The 14,879-nt window shown below is 63.9% G+C and carries 12 protein-coding genes, 1 tRNA gene and 1 pseudogene; 9 read left to right on the plus strand and 5 right to left on the minus strand.

Going from position 1 to position 14,879, the window contains the following annotated elements; all coding sequences use genetic code 11:
- Positions 1-8 precede the first annotated feature (8 nt).
- From rapZ to AC4QBL_RS02355, 3 genes are read right to left on the minus strand one after another with little or no spacing between them, the layout of a single operon-like run.
- On the minus strand, positions 9-935 hold the full coding sequence (gene rapZ, locus AC4QBL_RS02345; RefSeq protein ID WP_472907806.1) for an RNase adapter RapZ: 927 nt from the start codon (positions 933-935) through the stop codon (positions 9-11).
- Positions 936-947: 12 nt separating this feature from the next.
- Positions 948-2,591, minus strand: a complete 1,644-nt coding sequence (gene recN, locus AC4QBL_RS02350) for a DNA repair protein RecN (protein ID WP_472907805.1) — start codon at positions 2,589-2,591, stop codon at positions 948-950.
- Positions 2,592-2,647: 56 nt separating this feature from the next.
- Complete coding sequence (locus AC4QBL_RS02355) at positions 2,648-3,565, minus strand: NAD kinase (RefSeq protein WP_472900003.1); 918 nt, start codon at positions 3,563-3,565, stop codon at positions 2,648-2,650.
- A 94-nt stretch (positions 3,566-3,659) separates the two neighbouring features.
- On the opposite strand from AC4QBL_RS02355, the gene hrcA reads away from it, so the two are divergent.
- The gene (hrcA, locus tag AC4QBL_RS02360; protein ID WP_472907804.1) at positions 3,660-4,679 is read left to right on the plus strand and encodes a heat-inducible transcriptional repressor HrcA; all 1,020 of its coding nucleotides are present in this window, start codon (positions 3,660-3,662) and stop codon (positions 4,677-4,679) included.
- A 35-nt stretch (positions 4,680-4,714) separates the two neighbouring features.
- A tRNA-Ile gene (locus AC4QBL_RS02365) sits at positions 4,715-4,791 on the plus strand.
- A 330-nt stretch (positions 4,792-5,121) separates the two neighbouring features.
- On the opposite strand, the gene AC4QBL_RS02370 is transcribed toward AC4QBL_RS02365, so the two are convergent.
- Positions 5,122-5,658, minus strand: coding sequence for a MarR family winged helix-turn-helix transcriptional regulator (locus AC4QBL_RS02370; RefSeq protein WP_472907803.1), 537 nt, complete (start codon positions 5,656-5,658; stop codon positions 5,122-5,124).
- 184 nt (positions 5,659-5,842) lie between these two features.
- Between AC4QBL_RS02370 and AC4QBL_RS02375 the strand changes: the two genes are divergently transcribed.
- The 3 genes from AC4QBL_RS02375 to AC4QBL_RS02385 all read left to right on the plus strand — a co-directional run bounded on the left by AC4QBL_RS02375 (position 5,843) and on the right by AC4QBL_RS02385 (position 9,143).
- On the plus strand, positions 5,843-6,730 hold the full coding sequence (locus AC4QBL_RS02375) for an alpha/beta fold hydrolase (RefSeq protein ID WP_472907802.1): 888 nt from the start codon (positions 5,843-5,845) through the stop codon (positions 6,728-6,730).
- 25 nt (positions 6,731-6,755) lie between these two features.
- Positions 6,756-7,745 carry a Bug family tripartite tricarboxylate transporter substrate binding protein gene (locus AC4QBL_RS02380; RefSeq protein WP_472907801.1) on the plus strand — a complete coding sequence of 330 codons (990 nt, stop codon included), beginning with the start codon at positions 6,756-6,758 and terminating at the stop codon, positions 7,743-7,745.
- Positions 7,746-7,817: 72 nt separating this feature from the next.
- On the plus strand, positions 7,818-9,143 hold the full coding sequence (locus AC4QBL_RS02385; RefSeq protein WP_472907800.1) for an IS1182 family transposase: 1,326 nt from the start codon (positions 7,818-7,820) through the stop codon (positions 9,141-9,143).
- A 155-nt stretch (positions 9,144-9,298) separates the two neighbouring features.
- Here AC4QBL_RS02385 and AC4QBL_RS02390 read toward each other — a convergent pair whose 3' ends face one another.
- Positions 9,299-11,071, minus strand: coding sequence for an aminotransferase class I/II-fold pyridoxal phosphate-dependent enzyme (locus AC4QBL_RS02390; protein ID WP_472908486.1), 1,773 nt, complete (start codon positions 11,069-11,071; stop codon positions 9,299-9,301).
- Positions 11,072-11,116: 45 nt separating this feature from the next.
- Between AC4QBL_RS02390 and AC4QBL_RS02395 the strand changes: the two genes are divergently transcribed.
- From AC4QBL_RS02395 to AC4QBL_RS02410, 4 genes and pseudogenes are all read left to right on the plus strand, one after another.
- On the plus strand, positions 11,117-12,322 hold the full coding sequence (locus AC4QBL_RS02395; RefSeq protein WP_472908485.1) for a pyridoxal phosphate-dependent aminotransferase: 1,206 nt from the start codon (positions 11,117-11,119) through the stop codon (positions 12,320-12,322).
- 17 nt (positions 12,323-12,339) lie between these two features.
- Positions 12,340-13,083 (plus strand): transporter substrate-binding domain-containing protein, encoded by a 744-nt coding sequence (locus AC4QBL_RS02400; protein WP_472908484.1) that lies wholly within the window; start codon positions 12,340-12,342, stop codon positions 13,081-13,083.
- Positions 13,083-13,973 carry a PhzF family phenazine biosynthesis protein gene (locus AC4QBL_RS02405; protein ID WP_472908483.1) on the plus strand — a complete coding sequence of 297 codons (891 nt, stop codon included), beginning with the start codon at positions 13,083-13,085 and terminating at the stop codon, positions 13,971-13,973. The genes AC4QBL_RS02400 and AC4QBL_RS02405 overlap by 1 nt, the downstream gene beginning before the upstream one ends.
- Before the next feature lie 332 nt (positions 13,974-14,305).
- Positions 14,306-14,491, plus strand: a pseudogene (locus AC4QBL_RS02410) (MaoC/PaaZ C-terminal domain-containing protein); the annotation flags it as partial.
- Positions 14,492-14,879: the final 388 nt, after the last annotated feature.

A 14,879-nucleotide genomic window follows, 5' to 3' on the forward strand; every position in this document is an offset into this window, starting at 1 on the left:
TGATGCGCTCAGGCGCTGGTGTTGTCAGTCGAGGCAGGCGGTTGTGGCCAGCCATTGACTTCGCGGTGCCGCACGCGCGTGCTCCATTCGGTACCAAAGGCTTGCGCCAGTTGCTCCACCAGGTAGACCGAGCGGTGTTGCCCGCCTGTGCAGCCAATGGCCACGGTCACATAGCTGCGGTGGTCGCGCAGCATGTGGGGCAGCCAATGCTGCAGAAACGCCATGATTTGCTCACGCATTTGCGCCACTTCGGGCTGGTTGGCCAGGTAATCGGCCACTGGCGCGTCGCGTCCCGTGAGGGCCTTGAGCTCGGGTTCGTAATGCGGGTTAGGCAGCATGCGCACGTCAAACATGAAGTCTGCATCCATCGGCACACCGCGCTTAAAAGCAAAGGACTCAAACACCAGCGTCAGCGGCGACTGCGTGGCGCCCAGCATGTCCTTGATCTGGCTGCGCAACTGGGCCGGCCGAATCAGGCTGGTGTCCATCACCAAGGCCAGCTCGTGCAGCTCGGCTAGCAGTTCGCGCTCGTGCTCAATCGCGTCGGTCAGCGCGCGGCGCTGGTCGTGGCTGGTTTTGAGCGACAGCGGGTGCAGGCGCCGGGTTTCCGAGAATCGCCGCACCAGCGTGTCGGTGTTGGCATCCAGAAAAAGAATGGTCAGGTTCACCTGGCGGCCGGGGTGCTTTTGCAGCGCAGCCAGCCGCTGGGGCAGACCCGGCAGCGACGCTGCGCTGCGCACGTCCATGGCAATCGCCACCTTTTCGGCCCGGTGGCTCTGCTCCAGGGCAATGAACGGCTCCAGCAGCTCAGGCGGCAGGTTGTCCACGCAATAGAAGCCCACGTCTTCCAGTGCGGTCAGCGCGACGGACTTGCCGGAGCCGGACATGCCGGTGATCAGCACCAGTTCGATCGCGTGGGATGGGGGTGCGGGCATGTTGGCGGTCATTCAGTTGGCGAGCAGTTCGCGGGCATGGGCGAGCGACACTTCAGACGCTTCGCTGCCACCCAGCATGCGGGCCAGTTCGCTCACACGGCCCTGCGGTGTGATGGCCTTGACGGTGCTCACCGTCTGCGGGCCAGCCTGCTGTTTGCTCACCAGCAGGTGGTGGTCAGCGCAGGCGGCCACTTGGGGCAGGTGGGTCACGGCAAGCACCTGTCGGTCGGCACCCAGCTGGCGCAGCAACTGGCCCACGGTGTGGGCCACTGCGCCGCCAATGCCCGAGTCCACTTCGTCAAAAATCAAGGTGGGTGCCTGCCCCAAACGGCTGGTCACGACAGAAATGGCCAAGGCAATGCGCGAGAGTTCGCCGCCAGACGCCACTTTGCCCACCGGGCGAGGGGTCACGCCGCTGTGGCCCGCCACCAAAAATTCCACCTGTTCCCAGCCCTCGGCTTGCGGTTCTTCCAGCCGCTGCAGGCTCACTTCAAAGCGGCCACCCTGCATGCCCAGGGTCTGCATGGTGTCCGAAACCGCCTTGGACAGTTTGGGTGCGGCTTGCTGGCGTTTTTTCGTCAGCACTTGCAAGGCGGATGAGAAGGCTTGCCAGGCCTGGCGCTCGTCCCGCTGCAAGGCGGCCAGATCCAGCGCTTGGTCAACACGGGCCAGCTCCGTCTTCCACTGCGCGTGCAGGTCGGCCAATTCTTCGGGCGGACGGCGGTAGCGCCGCGCCAGAGACACCCATTGCGACAGCCGTTCGTCCAGCGCTTCCAGGCTGGCAGGGTCTTGTTCGGTGCGCCGGGCGTACTGGTGCAGGCTGTGCACGGTGTCTTGCACGCCCGCCAGCGCGGCTTCCAGCGCCTCAATGGCATCGGCAAACTGCGGTTCGATGTGCGCCTGTGCCTGCAGCGCGCTGAGCGCGCGGTGCAGCAGGCTGCCCGCGCTGGGTTCGTCGTCGTCCAGCGCCGACACCGCCACCTGCACCGCGTCCAGCAAGGCTTGAGCGTGGGCCAAGCGGCTGTGCTGGGCATTGAGTTCGGCCCATTCATCGGGCAGCGGGGTGAGCTTGTCGAGTTCGGCGATTTGCCAGGCCAAGCGCTCGCTCTCTTGTCGCAGCGTGTTCTGACGCTCGGTGGCGGTTTCCAGCGCCTTGCGTTTGCTGCGCCATTCGGTCCAGCCCTGCTGGGCTGCGGTTGTGTCCACGCCCGCGTAGGCATCCAGCAACCCGCGCACGGCTTCCGACCGGGTCAAACTTTGCCAGGCGTGCTGGCCATGAATGTCCACCAGGTCGTTGGCCAGCGCCTTCAGCTGGGTCATGGTGGCGGCGCTGCCGTTGATCCAGGCGCGGCTGCGGCCTTCGGTATCCACCGTGCGGCGAAGCAGCAGGGCGTCTTCCACCGGGAAGCCTTGCTCTTCAAGCCAGGGTGTGAGCGCGGGCGAAACGTCAAACTCGGCGGCAATTTCGCAGCGGGCGGCACCCTCGCGCACCACGCCGCTGTCGGCTCGGGCACCCAAGGCCAATTGCAGGGCGTCGATCAGGATGGACTTGCCGGCGCCGGTTTCTCCAGTCAATACCGAGAAGCCGCTGCCCAAGTCCAGGTCCAGGGACTGCACGATGACGAAGTCGCGCAAAACGATGCGTCTGAGGCTCATGAACGTCGGAATCCAGGGTCGGGTTTTGGGGTGTCGCCCGTATTGTGACCGGCCTTTCAGGCCCCTTCGTTCCAGTGCAGTTTTTTGCGCAGGGTGTCGAAATAGCTCCAGCCCACCGGGTGCAGCAAACGCAGGGCGTGTTCGGAGCGGCGCACCACAATGCGGTCGCCGTGCATCAGGCTGGTGAGCGACTGCATGTCAAAGTTCGCGCTCGCGTCTTTGCCGGACACGATTTCCACCGCAATCTCGCTGCTGGAGGGCAAGACGATCGGCCGGTTGGACAGGGTGTGCGGCGCGATCGGTACCATCACCCAGCCACCAATGGCCGGGTGCAGCAGCGGCCCTCCGGCCGACAGGGCATAGGCCGTGGAGCCCGTGGGTGTGGAGATGATCAGACCGTCGGCCCGCTGGTTGGCCACAAAATGGCCGTCCACCTCCACCCGCAGCTCAATCATGCTGGCCACACCACCCCGGTTCACCACCACGTCGTTCAGCGCGGTGGCTTCAAACACACAGCGGCCATCACGCCACACGCTGGCTGCCATCAGGGCGCGCGGGTCGTCCTCGTATTCACCGCGCAGCATGGGCCGCAGTTTTTCGCGGTAGCTTTCAAAGGGAATGTCGGTGATGAAGCCCAGCCGGCCCTGGTTGATGCCCACCAGCGGTACCCCGTAGCGCGCCAGCTGGCGACCAATGCCCAGCATGGTGCCGTCGCCGCCCACCACCAGCGCCAAGTCACAGGTGTTGCCCATGGCCGGCACATCCAGTGCCGGGTACTGCAGCAAGCCGGTGTTCAGCGCCGTTTCCTGCTCAAGCGACACGTCGCAACCCTCGGCATGCAAAAAGTGGGCAATTTCGTCCACCGCGTTGCGCGAGCCCGGCGCGTGGTATTTGCCGATGATGACCACATGCGCAAAGCGCAGCGGCCGGCGCTCTCGGGGTGGTGCAGACCTGGTGTCGGATGGCAGACTCATCGGCAAATTACAACATAGCTTCTTTGTAGTGGTTTGCCCGGAAACCCTTGCTATGCGGCCGCCACGCGGGAGCAGACCCTCCTAAAATGAAACCATGTTAGATGACCGCGCCAAGCTGCTGCTCAAAGCCCTCGTTGAGCGATACATCGCCGACGGACAGCCCGTGGGTTCTCGCACGCTCGCCAAAGCCGCGGGGTTGGAGCTTTCTCCCGCCACCATTCGCAACGTGATGAGCGACCTGGAAGAGTTGGGCCTGATCACCAGCCCCCACACCTCGGCCGGGCGCATTCCCACGGCCCGGGGCTACCGCCTGTTTGTCGACACCATGCTCACGGTCAGGCGCGATGGGTTCGCCCCCATGAGCGACATGACGGGCCAAGGTTTTGACACCGGGCAGCCGCAACGCGTCATCAGCCATGCGGCGCAAATGTTGTCCAGCTTGTCGCAATTTGTGGGCGTGGTCATGGCGCCGCGGCGCGCGTCCGTGTTTCGCCACATCGAATTTCTCAGCCTCTCCGAGCGCCGGGTGCTGGTCATCATCGTCTCGCCTGAAGGCGATGTGCAAAACCGCATCATCCACACCCAGGTCAACTTCACCCAGTCGCAATTGCTGGAGGCAGCCAACTTCCTCAACGCCCACTACTCGGGCCTTGCCATGGAAGCGGTGCGTGAACGGCTGAAGACCGAAGTGGACGCCCTGCGCGGTGAAATCGCCGACCTGATGAAAGCCGCCGTTGAAATCGGCGCAGAGGCCGATGCCGCACAAGAAGAAGTGGTGGTGTCTGGCGAGCGCAACCTGTTGTCTGTGAGCGAGTTTTCAAGCGACATGGGCAACCTGCGACGCATGTTCGATCTGTTCGAGCAAAAAACCCAACTCATCCGCCTGCTCGATGTGTCGGCCCAGGCAGACGGTGTTCGCATTTACATTGGCGGCGAAAGCCAGGTGGTACCGTTTGAAGACTTGTCGGTGGTCACGGCCCCCTACGAGGTCGACGGCCAGGTGGTCGGCACACTCGGCGTGATCGGACCACAACGCATGCCCTACGAGCGCATGATCCAGATTGTGGATGTCACATCCAAGCTGGTGAGCAACGCGCTCAGCCACAGCAAGTGACCGTGCTCGCAAGCCTCTACAATTGAGCGCTCTTGGGGCCGTTAGCTCAGTTGGTTAGAGCAGAGGACTCATAATCCTTTGGTCGTTGGTTCAAGTCCAACACGGCCTACCAAGAATCCCTTGTGATTGTTGAGAAGCCTGCTACTGATTAAGTAGCAGGCTTTTTTCATTTTGCTGTCGATACCAGTTCAGTACCAGTTTGGAAGAAGGTGCTTTGACAACGTTGGTTTTCTGCACAGAGCAGCGAAAGCGTATGCATTTTTTTGGGCCAGTTTATTTGTCGCCGGGCAAAGCCGTTCACAGAGCCTAAGCGGAGAGCCAATTCAAGAGGGCCACCTTCGCCACCGTTCGGGTGCTAAGAGGCGGCTGACTTCCATTCTTTTCGGAAAGTATGACGACACTTTCAAGTCTCTTCGCGGCTCTGAAGCCTTTCATGCGCGAGTCATGCTTTCTTCATTCGCAGAGGTTTTTGCTCGGACGCTGGCAAGTGCCTGGTCGTCGTGACACACCAGTGCTCCTTGCCATTCCAGTCTGGCCCATGGGCGCAGAGCTTGCGCAGCAAAACTTCGAACGTTCTCCGCTCGGTCTCTGACAGGCAGGCCATCATGTCCTGTTCGCGCTGCTGGAGCGCCGGCATGAACTTGTCGTGCAGGCGACGACCCGCCGCCGTGATGTAGAGGATGAGCCGGCGCTGGTCCTGCGGATCGGGCTCGCGCCGCACCAGCCCTTTGCCTTCCAGCGCCGTGACGGCCCGGCTGATGTTGTTCTTGAGGTGGCCGGAAAAATCGCAGATGTCTGCCGCAGAAATGCCGTCCCTGAAATACAGAAAGATGAGCGAAAGAATCTCGGGGCGCGTCAGTCCGTGCGTCGCCTCGATGGCGCGAAACGAAGGCTCCCGGTACGAGTTGATCATGTACCCCAGCTTGTAGGCGAAGGGGATGGAGACGCCGTCGAGGATGTCGTTGAGCGGACGTTTCATGGTGCGGTGGAGCTGGGCATGCGGCCAAGTATAGGAATGTCACTGGCCTTCCAGTCGTCGAGGGCGGCGTGCCTCTGTTCTCTCCAAGGGAAAACCCTCTGCGTTTAAATGGTTCCATATGGGACTATTTGGGCGTGCAGTGTTCTGACCTACTCAGACCTGTGAGCAAAGGACCCAGGAGACCATGAAGCAGCGATTTTTTTACTCCGGAACGGCAGAGCACCCCGTCTATGTGGACGTGCTGGCCGCTGAGGAGAAGACCGGGAAGCTGCCCATCGTCATGCTTCACGGCGGGTTCCACAACGGAACCGCTTACCTGGCCACACCCGATGGTCGTGAAGGCTGGGCTGCTTTCTTCTGCCGGCGGGGACACGACGTCCATGTGATGGACTGGCCCGGGCACGGCCGCTCGCCAACCTCCGCCCGTTTCCTGGAGCTGTCGATGGCCGATGTGGGTCGCTCGCTGGCCGCCTTGCTGCACGACATCGGCCCCTCCATCGTGTTCGCACACTCGGCGGGCGGACCCATCGTTTGGTGGGTCGCGGAAAACCACCGCTCGCATGTCAAAGCGATCGTCGGCATTGCGCCGGGAGCGCCCGCCAACCTGGTGCAGGAACTTCCGTCCGAGCCAGCGAGCGCGGGGAACAGCGATGTCGACAGCCACGCCATCTATGCGCCCACCGATCGCCCAGCCTTCGTGGACAGAGCGTTCATCCAGACCTACTGGGCCAACAGCCCGCGCTTTCCTCACGGCGCATTCGAAGCCTACGCCCGTTCCATCGGGCACGAGAGCCCACGGATACTGAACGAGCGCTTCAACATCGGTGGCGGCGGTCTGCGCCTGGAGCACCCGGAACAGCTGGGCACCCTGCCGATCCTGGTCATGACCGGTGACGCCGACCCCCGCCATCCGAAGGAAGTGGATGGCGCCCTGGCGAAGTTCCTGGGTGCCGATTTCACCTGGCTCCCCGACATCGGCATCACCGGCAACGGCCACATGCTGATGCTGGAAGACAACCACGAGCAACTGGCGGCCCACATCGGCCACTGGCTCGATCAGAAAAGCCTTTGACCCCCCATCCAACGAAGGAGATCTCATGAACCCCAACCTGAACCGGCGCAATGCGCTGCGCCTGCTTTCGCTGCCCGTCATCGGCGGCACGGCACTCACCGCCCTGGCGCAAGGCAACGCGTACCCGTCGCGCCCGATCAAAATCATCGTGCCCTGGGCCGCGGGCGGCGGTGGTGATGCCCTGGTGCGGGCGATGGCGCCGGTGCTTTCCCAGCGCCTGGGGCAACCCGTGGTCGTCGACAACCGTCCCGGGGCGATTGGCACGATCGGCAGCTTGCTGGGCGCCAGAAGCCCTGCCGACGGCTACACCTTGATCTATGGAGCGGCCGACTCGCATTCCATCGCGCCGCACATCATCAAGCCAACGCCCTACGATTCAAAGAAGGACTTCCTCGCGGTGGCTCCGATCGGCTTCACCCCGCTGACCGTGATGGTGCATGCTTCCCATCCAGCGAAGACGCTGGCCGAGTTTCTGCAGATGGCCCGGCAAGCGAAGGACGCACCGACCTACGGCTCCTGGGGCCAGGGCAGCTCGGGCCAGATCGTCATGGAAGTCCTGAAGAAGAGCACCGGTACCCCGCTGCTGCACGTGCCGTACAACAGCACCGCGCCATTGATGCAGGCCCAGCTCGCCAAGCAGATTGACTGCGCCATCATTCCCACCCTGGTGGCGGAACAGCATGTGGCGGCCGGTGCGATCCGGATGCTGGCGGTGACCGCCCCTGAGCGCCTGGCCGGACACCCCAGTGTGCCGACCCTCAAGGAATTCGGCGTCGACATCGACATCGGTCCCTGGCTCGGCTTCGTGGCACCCGCAAACACACCGGCCGAGATCGTCACGCGCCTGCACGACGCCATCGAAGGCGCTCTGGCCGATGCACAGGTGGCAGAAACCATGCGCAAGATGTCCATGGTGATGACGCCCATGAACACGTCGTCCTACCAGCAGTTCTACAACCGAGAGTTTGATCGCTGGGGCAGCTACATCCGGTCGGCCAACATCACCTTGAACTGAATCTATATTCGAATCTAGGAGTCTGCGCGGCAGAAGCGCACTGAGGTCGCGAAGGCTTGGTAAATTGTGGGCATGGCCGCAAGTTACCTCCCCTACGAACCCCAACAGCAGCGACTGCTGCCCGACGCACTGCAAGACTGGCTGCCCGAAGGGCACCTGGCGTACTTCATCAGTGACAGCGTCGACAGTCTGGATCTGAGCGCCTTCCACGCCCGGTACGCCAAGGGCGGACCGCGCAACCAGCCGTTTCACCCGGCCATGATGGTCAAGGTCCTCATCTACGGCTACGCCACGGGCACCTTCAGCTCACGCAAGCTGGCGGCCAAACTGCACGAAGACGTGGCGCTGCGGGTGCTGGCTGCGGAGAACTATCCGGCGCACCGCACGCTGTCGGACTTCCGTGCGCTGCACCTGCAGGAGTTGGCAGCCCTGTTCGTGCAGGTGGTTCACCTGGCGCGCGAGTGTGGCTTGGTCAAGCTGGGCACGGTGGCAGTGGACGGCACCAAGCTCAAGGCCAACGCCAGTCGCCACAAGGCCATGAGCTACGAGCGCATGCTCAAGGCCGAGGCCGAACTCAAAGCCCAGATCGACGGCCTGCTCAACCGAGCGAAGGCGGCCGACGATCTGGAGAAGAACGAGCCCGACATCGACATCCCCGGCGAGATCAAGCGCCGGGCCGATCGGTTGAGCGCCATCACGGCGGCCAAGCTGCGGCTGGAGCAGCGCCAGCAAGAAGCCGATGCCGCGCGCGGACGCAGCGAGAACGACCAGCGCAAACCCCGGGACAAGGACGGCAAACCCAAGGGCGGGCGCTACAAGCGCGACTTCGGCGTTCCCAAGGACAGCGCCCAGGAGAGCTTCACCGACACAGACAGCCGGATCATGAAACGCGCCGGTGGGGGCTACGACTACAGCTACAACGCGCACACGGCGGTGGACGAGACCGCGCAGATCGTGGTGGCGGCCGAGCTCACCAACAACGCCGCCGACAACGATCGCCTGCCCGTATTGCTGGCGGCAGTGAAGGCCACCCTGGGCGATGACGCCAAGCAGGTTCTGGCCGATGCGGGGTTCCGATCGGAGTCGGTGTTCGAGCGACTCAAGGACAGTCCGAGCGAGTTGATCGTGGCGCTGGGCCGCGAGGGCAAGCAGGACCTTGAGATCGACGCCCAGAAGTACCCGCACAGCGCAGCGATGGATGCCAAGTTGAAGACACCCGAAGGCAAGGCTGCCTACCGCAAGAGGAAGTGGATCGTGGAGGCGCCCAACGGTTGGATCAAGAGCGTGCTGGGGTTCAGGCAGTTCAGCCTGCGGGGATTGGAGAAGGTCAAGGCCGAGTTCAAGCTCGTGTGTCTGGCGCTCAACCTGAGGAGGATGTGCAGTTTGCGAGCAACTTGAGGGAAAACGGGGCATCGAGGGCCTCGAAACGGAGCCTTCAGACCCGCACAAGGCCGCCGCACAGACCACGCCAAACAACGGGAACGATCAAATCACCCGAGGCACCGCGCAGTTATCCTCAAATCAGCCCGCGAAACGTTCTGCCGCGCAGGCTCCTAGGTTGAGAGCTGCCTGCTGGCGAGTTCGCCGAGACGCCGAACCCCCTTCTCGATTCGCTCGCTCCAAATGCTCCCAGCGCTCAAACGCAGGCAGTTCCGGAATCGACGGCTTGCGGAGAAGACGTCACCTGGCGCGAAGCAGATGCCATGTTCAAGCGCTTCATCGAACAGAGCCCGGGAGTCGAACCCTCTGGGCAGCTCCACCCACAGCGCAAATCCCCCTGCGGGCCGGCTGACGCGTGTTTCGGCCGGGAAACTCGCCTCGACGGTGCGGGTCAGGCGCAGCAGGTTCTCTTCGAGCAGGCGCCGCAACCGGCGCATGTGCGCATCGTAGGCGCCGCTGGCCAGATAGTCTGCGAGCGCAACCTGGGGAAGAACGGGGCTGCAAAGGCTGAATGCAAGCTTGCGATCCATCACTTGCTGCGCAAAGGCGCCCGGCACGATCCAGCCAAGGCGGTATCCGGGTGCGAGGCTCTTCGAGAAGGAGCTGCAGTAGATCGTGTTGGCGCCGCCGTCGAGTGTGATGAACGGCCTGGGCCGTTCGCGAGTGAAGTGGATTTCGCCGTAGACGTCGTCCTCAATCAGCGGGATGGCATGCCGCGTGAGCAGCGCGAGAAGTTCGCGCTTTTGTGCTTCTGGCATCAACGAACCCAACGGGTTGCTGAAGCTTGACGACAGCATGCAGGCCGCCACGGGTTCCGCGTCGAGCAAGCGGGCGAGTGCATCGACATTGACGCCGCGGGTTGGATCGGTGGGAAGTTCCAGCGCCTTCAGGCCGAGCACCTCCAGCGTGTGCAGAAGCCCGAAGTAGGTGGGCGATTCAACTGCGACGGTGTCGCCAGGCTTGGCGACGGCGGTCAGTGCGAGGGTCAAGGCTTCGGTGCAGCCGTTCGTGATGACCACGTCGTCCGGCGACAGCGCATGCCCGAGGCGCATTGCCCGCCTGGAAATTTCTCGACGCAGCTGCAGGTCCCCGCGCGGCGTGCCGTAGACGTTGTGGCGTGCGCCGTGCTGACGTGCTGCTCGCGCCAGTGCCAGGTCGAGTCGATTGGACAGCAGCAACGCCGCGTCCGGCACGGCGCAGCCGAGCGGGACGAGCGCCGAGTTGGACGCGTGCTCCAGTAGAGTTGCGACGGCGCCGCTGATGGAGACGGTCGACGCCTTGGAGCGCAGGCGCGACGTGGACGGCAGCGCGAGCGTTCCACCCTGCGTGGCCGCGACGTAAAAGCCCGACTGCGGCCGCGCAACCAGCACGCCGCGGTCTTCCAGCCAGCGGTAAGCCTGCAGCACCGTGGAAATGCTGATGCCGTGCTCCTCGCTGATGGCACGCACGGAGGGCAGGCGCATACCGGATGCGAGCGTGCCGCTGTCGATCATGCCAACGATGAGGTCGGCAAGCTGCTCATAGCGATGGGGCGCGAGCGCCGGCGTTGCTCCGGGCGAGCGCGCATCCGGCGCGACGACGTAGAAGCCGGCCTGTCGCCGCGCGACGAGAAGGCCGCGATCCTGCAGCAGCCGGTAGGCCTGCAGCGCCGTTGACGCACTGGTGCCGTGCTGTTCACTGACGGTCCGCACGGACGGCATGCGCGCGCCCGGCGCGAGCACGCCTTTGTCGATTTTCCTGAAGAAGATATCTGCCAGCTGTTCGTACTGGTGGGTAGAGCCTGTTTCCATGAGCAGAATTGTCTGCGAATTGCCCACAGAATGGTTGCAAACTGTGCTGGTCAAATCACTCAGAAATTGTGGCTGTTGTGATTGTTTGTCGATCACTAGGATGCGTTCATTCCTGCAACCCAGATGCTCAAGGTGGAACGAATGAACTTGCTTGACGAGAAGGCCGTTACTGCAGTGGCGCAGCCCGGCCCCACTGGGTCGACGCCGTGGCGAGGCCGCTTCCCCTACAACGAGATCATTTCCCTGCTGGACGTGAATCGGCCCTTCAACCTGGCAGAGAGCACCTCGCAGGACCTGACGGTCGGGGACGTGCTTGACATGGCCGGGCTTGAGACCCTGCGCGGCCTGAAGCTGGGCTATGGCCGGTCGGCCGGGTCGGCTGAGCTGCGTGAGGAGATTGCCAAGGTCTGCATGGTGCCTGCCGAGCACATCGTCACCACGCAGGGGACGGCCCTCGGGCTCTTCCTGCTGGCCTTCGAAACCTGCCGGCCAGGCGACGAGGCGGTCCTCGTGACACCGTGCTTTCCACCGAGCCGCGACTGTCTTCTTGGCGCAGGTGTGGCCGTTCGCGACATCAGAGTGACGTTCGAGAACAACTACCAGCTGGATCTGGACGAACTTGCGACCCGCCTCTCGCCGAAGACCAAGCTGGTCAGCCTTGCGTCGCCGCAGAACCCCAGTGGGGTTCGCACGCCGCGCGCCACCATCGACAAGCTCCTCGCGTTGCTGGATGCCCGGGCGCCACAGGCCAGCCTCTTTTTTGACGAGACCTATCGCGAGGCCACCTACGGCAATGAAGCCGCACCCGACAGTTTTGCCGGGCTGCATCCGCGCATCGTCACGGGCGCCTCTGTCTCCAAGGCGCTGGGTGCGCCCGGCTTGCGCACGGGCTGGCTCACCGTTGCGGATGCGGACCTCCGGTCGCGTCTCGTCGTTGCCAAGATGAACACCGTGATCTCCGGCTCGGTGCTCGACGAGGCGCTGGCCACTGCATTGCTGCACAACCGCGAGACCGTGCTGGCGCCGCGCCGCCGGCTGCTCGCCGAAGGGCTTGCGGAACTGGCGTCCTGGTGCGAGGCCGAGCGACAGCGCGTCGAATGGATCCGCCCAGACGGTGGCGCCTTGTGCTGCCTCCGTCTTCGCGCCGACAGGTTCGACGCCGCCGCCGTCTCTCGGTTCTGGGAATTGCTGCCCGGGCACGAGCTGCAACTGGCTTCGGGCGCGTGGTTTGGCGAGAGCGAGCGCGTCTTCCGGCTGGGCTTCGGGTACCTCCCGCCTGGGCGGTTGGGGCCGGCACTGGCCGCGCTTTCCGCAGTGCTGGACGCCGCTGCTACGCCTTCACCTTGAATCCGCCGGATGCCACCATGAAACTGCGCCTTGCCTACGTCGAAGAGCCTCCGTTCTACTGGACCGCCGAGGACGGAGCCGTCACGGGCGCCGACATCGAACTGGCCGACACCGTGCTGCGCGCCATCGGCGTGGCTGCGATTGAACACGTGCCGGTGTCGTTCGACGAGTTTCTGCCCGGCGTGCAGCAGGGTCGCTGGGACATGATCGTCCCATTCTTCGTGACGCCGGAGCGCGCGCAACACGTCGCGTTCAGCACGCCGATCTGGGCGCTCGGTGATGGATTCCTTGTGCAGCCCGGCAATCCAAAGGCGCTCACCAGCTATCCGGCCCTGGCGGCGCGCAGCGATGCGCGGCTGGGGGTCATTGCCGGGCAGGTGCAGATCGTTTCCGCCGGGTCGGCAGGCGTGGCCGACGGCCAACTCGTCGTGTTAAAGAACCAGCCCGAGGCGATTGCCGCTCTGGTGGCTGGCGAGATCGACGCGTTCGCGGCCACCGCCATCGGCTGCCGCGCGGCGGCCGATGGCAACCCGGCGGTGGAGGCGCTCGCGCTTGAGGTGGGTCAGGCCGCCAAGGTGCCTGTCGGGGCCTTTTCGTTCGCCAAGGGCAATCACCGCCTGCTACAGGCCGTGAACGAGCAGTTGCGTCGCTACCTCGGTACTGCGCACCACAGAGCTCGTATGGCGAAGTTCGGCATCACCCGCACCGAAATCGACGCCGTGCTGCCCGCCACGGGCGCTCAAGATGCCTGGAGGCCGTGATGAAACACACCCATGTCTACAAGGTGGTGGACGTCTTCACCGCTCGGCCGCTGGCCGGCAACCCGGTGGCCGTCGTGTTCGATGCCGACGGGCTGGACACCGAAACCATGAAGGCCGTCGCGAACTGGACCAACCTCTCCGAAACGACCTTCGTGCTGGCTCCCACCACGCCGGCGGCGGACTACCGCCTGCGCATCTTCACGCCGCGCAGCGAGCTGCCTTTTGCCGGGCACCCGACGCTGGGCAGCGCGCATGCCATCCTGGAAGCGGGGCGTGTCCAGCCGCGCGAATGCGGCCGGCTGGTGCAGCAATGCCACATCGGTCTCGTCGATGTGGCGATCGAAGACGGGCCCGGGGGACGCCAGCTCGCCTTCGCGCTGCCGCACGCACACATTCAGCCGCTGCCGGCGGCCGATGTGGCCGAGCTGGCGCTCATCCTGGGCTGCAGCCTGGGCCACGAGGCTGGGCCGGCCATCGTGAACGTAGGGCCAATCTGGGTGATCCAACCGCTGCCCGACGCGACCGCCGTGCTTGATCTGCGGCCCGATTTCGCAAGGCTGGCAGCCTTCGAGCGCCGCCTGGGCATCACCGGCCTCACGGTGTTCGGCCGCTACCCGCAAGCAGGCGTGGACGAGGTCGCCATCGAGGTGCGCACCTTTGCGCCTTCCTGCGGCGTCGAGGAAGATCCCGTCTGCGGCAGCGGCAATGCCAGCGTGGCGGCCTACCAGTGGGCGCGCGGCCTGCTGCCGGCAGGTGGCACGGCCTACGTGGCCGCTCAGGGGCGCCGCGTCGGGCGGGAAGGGCGTGTGAAGGTGCAAGTCGGCGCGGACGGCGAGGTCCGCGTGGGCGGTTCGTGCATTACCTGTGTGAATGGCCTGCTTGCGCTGTAGGGCCGGGGTCATCTAGATCCGATACCGTACGTCGAGGTGTGGACACTGAACCCTTTTCGATTCATTTGGGTGTGGGGCCCTGACACGATCGTCCCGTCAAAGGTGGGGCGGCCAGCCCATTGGGGTCGTTGGAAATCGCATCTGTGATCGCTCCGGATGCATCCGCTCCCGATACTTGATCTCGTCACTAAGGTAGACAGGTCCACTGGCTTGACCAGCTGTTTAAGTCAGTTCACAAAAAACCCAACTAGAGACCATGTTCGTTAGCGAAAGCGTCTTTTCCAGAAGGTCCTTTCCGGCGGTTTCCATATCTGTCCATTCCGCACCAAGCCATGAAGACCTTTCAGACTCTGTCCGAACTTGCCACACTGGTGGGCTGTGAGGTCGCCGTCAGCGACTGGCTACTGATTTCCCAGGAGCAGGTCAACCTGTTTGCGCAGGCTACAGGAGATTTCCAGTGGATCCATGTCGATGTGGGGAGAGCCCAGGCGGGGCCTTTTGGTGCTCCGATTGCACACGTGTTAGCGGCGCTCTAAACCCGCGTAAATCTGGTGTCGGCAAGCAGTCGGTGGCGGTCATCCGCGGCAGTCAGCTGACTGCTTTGAATTTCCTTTGAATCGAAGGGTGCCCGTTGCACAGGGCACAGACGTGTCCTGAGCGTGCCTGCTTTGGCCATGGCGAGCGGGCTTGAGCCAGCGCAGGGGTATGGCGCAGCGCTGGTGTTTTGCGTTACATATCGCCTACCTGTGTAAGAAGCAGGCGCGACAGTGACAGTCACTTTCCGGTAAACCCACTGTCGCGCCCCGAGACCCACCGCTTTGGAGGGCGCCGTTGCCGCTGTCAGTATTCACGAAGCGGGCGTGGCTGTCCAGCAGCGTGGGCCCACGCATGGGAATGGACCGCCCA

It is taken from the genome of Hydrogenophaga sp. L99 (assembly GCF_058731905.1).

What these genes read in the sequence shown, in the direction of transcription:
- rapZ (WP_472907806.1), bottom strand. Translation starts at nt 935, where the DNA reads ATGCCCGCACCCCCATCCCACGCGATCGAACTGGTGCTGATCACCGGC.
- recN (WP_472907805.1), bottom strand. Translation starts at nt 2,591, where the DNA reads ATGAGCCTCAGACGCATCGTTTTGCGCGACTTCGTCATCGTGCAGTCC.
- AC4QBL_RS02355 (WP_472900003.1), bottom strand. Translation starts at nt 3,565, where the DNA reads ATGAGTCTGCCATCCGACACCAGGTCTGCACCACCCCGAGAGCGCCGG.
- hrcA (WP_472907804.1), top strand. Translation starts at nt 3,660, where the DNA reads ATGTTAGATGACCGCGCCAAGCTGCTGCTCAAAGCCCTCGTTGAGCGA.
- AC4QBL_RS02370 (WP_472907803.1), bottom strand. Translation starts at nt 5,658, where the DNA reads ATGAAACGTCCGCTCAACGACATCCTCGACGGCGTCTCCATCCCCTTC.
- AC4QBL_RS02375 (WP_472907802.1), top strand. Translation starts at nt 5,843, where the DNA reads ATGAAGCAGCGATTTTTTTACTCCGGAACGGCAGAGCACCCCGTCTAT.
- AC4QBL_RS02380 (WP_472907801.1), top strand. Translation starts at nt 6,756, where the DNA reads ATGAACCCCAACCTGAACCGGCGCAATGCGCTGCGCCTGCTTTCGCTG.
- AC4QBL_RS02385 (WP_472907800.1), top strand. Translation starts at nt 7,818, where the DNA reads ATGGCCGCAAGTTACCTCCCCTACGAACCCCAACAGCAGCGACTGCTG.
- AC4QBL_RS02395 (WP_472908485.1), top strand. Translation starts at nt 11,117, where the DNA reads ATGAACTTGCTTGACGAGAAGGCCGTTACTGCAGTGGCGCAGCCCGGC.
- AC4QBL_RS02400 (WP_472908484.1), top strand. Translation starts at nt 12,340, where the DNA reads ATGAAACTGCGCCTTGCCTACGTCGAAGAGCCTCCGTTCTACTGGACC.
- AC4QBL_RS02405 (WP_472908483.1), top strand. Translation starts at nt 13,083, where the DNA reads ATGAAACACACCCATGTCTACAAGGTGGTGGACGTCTTCACCGCTCGG.